Raw genomic sequence first — 2,804 nt, forward strand, 5'->3', positions numbered from 1 at the left:
GAAGGTTCGCGAGCCCTCGGAGACGGAGGCGAAGCGTCTGGTGAAGGGTCAGACGCTGATCAGCTTCTTCTGGCCGGCGCAGAACGAGGCTCTGCTTGAGCTGTGCAGGTCCAAGGGCGCGAATGTCATCGCCATGGACATGGTGCCGCGCATCAGCCGCGCGCAGAAGATGGACGCGCTGAGCTCGATGGCGAATATCGCGGGCTACCGCGCGGTGATCGAGGCGGGCAACAATTTCGGCCGCTTCTTCACCGGCCAGGTGACGGCGGCGGGCAAGGTGCCGCCGGCGAAGGTGCTGATCGTGGGCGCGGGCGTGGCCGGTCTGGCCGCGATCGGGACCTCGACGAGCCTCGGCGCGATCACCTACGCCTTCGACGTGCGGCCGGAAGTGGCCGAGCAGATCGAATCGATGGGTGCGGAGTTCGTCTATCTCGATTTCGAGGAGCAGGCGCAGGACGGGGCCGCCACCGGCGGCTATGCGGCGCCCTCCAGCCCCGAGTTCCGGGAAAAGCAGCTGGAGAAATTCCGCGAGCTCGCCCCCGACATGGACATCGTCATCACCACCGCGCTGATCCCCGGCCGCCCGGCGCCCAAGCTGTGGCTGGAGGACATGGTCAAGGCGATGAAGCCCGGCTCGGTCGTGGTCGACCTCGCCGCCGAGAAGGGCGGCAACTGCGACCTGACCGTCCCGAACGAGAAGGTGGTGTCGGAAAACGGCGTGACCATCATCGGCTACACCGATTTCCCGTCGCGCATGGCGACGCAGTCCTCGACGCTCTATTCCAACAACATCCGCCACATGATGACCGACCTGACGCCCGAGAAGGACGGCCAGGTCGTGCACAACATGGAGGATGACGTGATCCGCGGCGCGACCGTGACCCATGCGGGCGAGATCACCTTCCCGCCGCCGCCGCCGAAGGTGCAGGCGATCGCGGCGCAGAAGAAGGAAAAGCCGAAGGAGCTGACGCCGGAGGAGAAGAGGGCGCAGGAGGCCGCGGCCTTCAGGAAGCAGACCAGGCAGCAGGTGACCCTGCTGGCGGTCGGCGCGGCGCTGCTGCTGGGGGTGGGGCTGGTCGCGCCGGCGAGCTTCATGCAGCACTTCATCGTGTTCGTGCTGTCGGTCTTCGTCGGCTTCCAGGTGATCTGGAACGTCAGCCACTCGCTGCACACGCCGCTGATGGCCGTGACCAACGCGATCTCGTCGATCATCATCCTCGGCGCGCTGATGCAGATCGGCTCGGGCTCGGGGCTGGTGGTCGTGCTGGCGGCGCTGTCGGTGTTCATGGCCGGGATCAACATCTTCGGCGGCTTCCTCGTAACCCGGCGCATGCTCGCCATGTTCCAGAAATCCTAAGGAGGCCGTGACGATGGAATTTGGCTTCACTACTGCCGCCTATGTTGTCGCGGCTGTCCTGTTCATCCTGTCGCTCGGCGGCCTGTCGGGGCAGGAAAGCGCGAAACGCGCCGTGTGGTATGGCATCGTGGGCATGGCGCTGGCCGTGGCGGCGACGCTGATCGGCCCGGGCTCGGGCCTGTGGCTGCTGTCGCTGGCCCTGATCGCGGGCGGCGGGATCATCGGTTACTACATCGCCAAGCGCGTGCAGATGACCGAGATGCCGCAGCTTGTGGCCGCGATGCACTCGCTGGTCGGCCTGGCCGCGGTCTTCGTCGGCTACAACGCCTATATCGAGCTTGGCCGCGTCCTGGCCATGACGGGCGAGGAGCGCGAGGCGCTGGACGGTTTCGCCGCCATCCTGGCGCATAAGGACGCCGTCGAGCAGTCGATCCTGAAGGTCGAGGTCTTCCTCGGCGTCTTCATCGGGGCGGTCACCTTCACCGGCTCGGTCGTCGCCTTCGGCAAGCTGGCGGGCAAGGTGACCTCGAAGGCGACCAAGCTGCCGGGCGGGCACATCCTGAACGCGGCGGCGGCGATCGCCAGCGTCGTGCTGCTGATCCTGTTCCTGAACGGCGCGGGGATCTGGACGCTGATCGCCATGACCCTGCTGGCGTTCTTCATCGGCTACCACCTGATCATGGGCATCGGCGGCGCCGACATGCCGGTGGTGGTGTCGATGCTGAACAGCTACTCGGGCTGGGCGGCGGCGGCGATCGGCTTCAGCCTCGGCAACGACCTGCTGATCGTTGTCGGCGCGCTGGTCGGCTCGTCGGGTGCGATCCTGTCCTACATCATGTGCAAGGCGATGAACCGGTCGTTCATCTCGGTGATCCTGGGCGGCTTCGGCGGCACCACGGGCCCGGCGATGGAGGTCGAGGGCGAGCAGGTCGCGATCGAGGCCGACGGCGTGGCCGCGGCGCTGGACGAGGCCGACAGCGTGATCATCGTGCCGGGCTACGGCATGGCGGTGGCGCAGGCCCAGCAGTCGGTGTCGGAGCTGACCAAGCGGCTGCGCGCCAAGGGCAAGGAGGTGCGCTTCGCCATCCACCCGGTGGCGGGCCGTCTGCCCGGTCACATGAACGTGCTGCTGGCCGAGGCCAAGGTGCCCTACGACATCGTGCTGGAAATGGACGAGATCAACGAGGACTTCCCGAATACCGACGTGGTGATCATCATCGGCGCGAACGACATCGTGAACCCCGCCGCGCAGGAAGACCCGAACTCGCCCATCGCCGGCATGCCGGTGCTGGAAGTGTGGAAGGCCAAGCAGGTCTTCGTCTCCAAGCGCGGCGCCGGAACCGGCTACTCGGGCATCGAGAACCCGCTGTTCTTCAAGGAGAATACGCGGATGTATTACGGCGACGCAAAGGCCTCCATCGACAAGCTCCTGACCATGATCGAGTGA

General features: G+C 66.3%; 2 protein-coding genes. Both read left to right on the forward strand.

Annotation, left to right across the window (positions count from 1 at the left end):
* Positions 1–1,357: Re/Si-specific NAD(P)(+) transhydrogenase subunit alpha (locus KCI33_RS17775; protein ID WP_212526145.1), on the forward strand; the 1,357-nt coding region annotated here is incomplete at its 5' end.
* A 13-nt stretch (positions 1,358–1,370) separates the two neighbouring features.
* The gene (locus tag KCI33_RS17780) at positions 1,371–2,804 is read left to right on the forward strand and encodes an NAD(P)(+) transhydrogenase (Re/Si-specific) subunit beta (RefSeq protein WP_212526146.1); all 1,434 of its coding nucleotides are present in this window, start codon (positions 1,371–1,373) and stop codon (positions 2,802–2,804) included.

This window comes from Actibacterium sp. MT2.3-13A, assembly GCF_018139985.1.
Lineage (GTDB): Bacteria > Pseudomonadota > Alphaproteobacteria > Rhodobacterales > Rhodobacteraceae > JAGSOU01.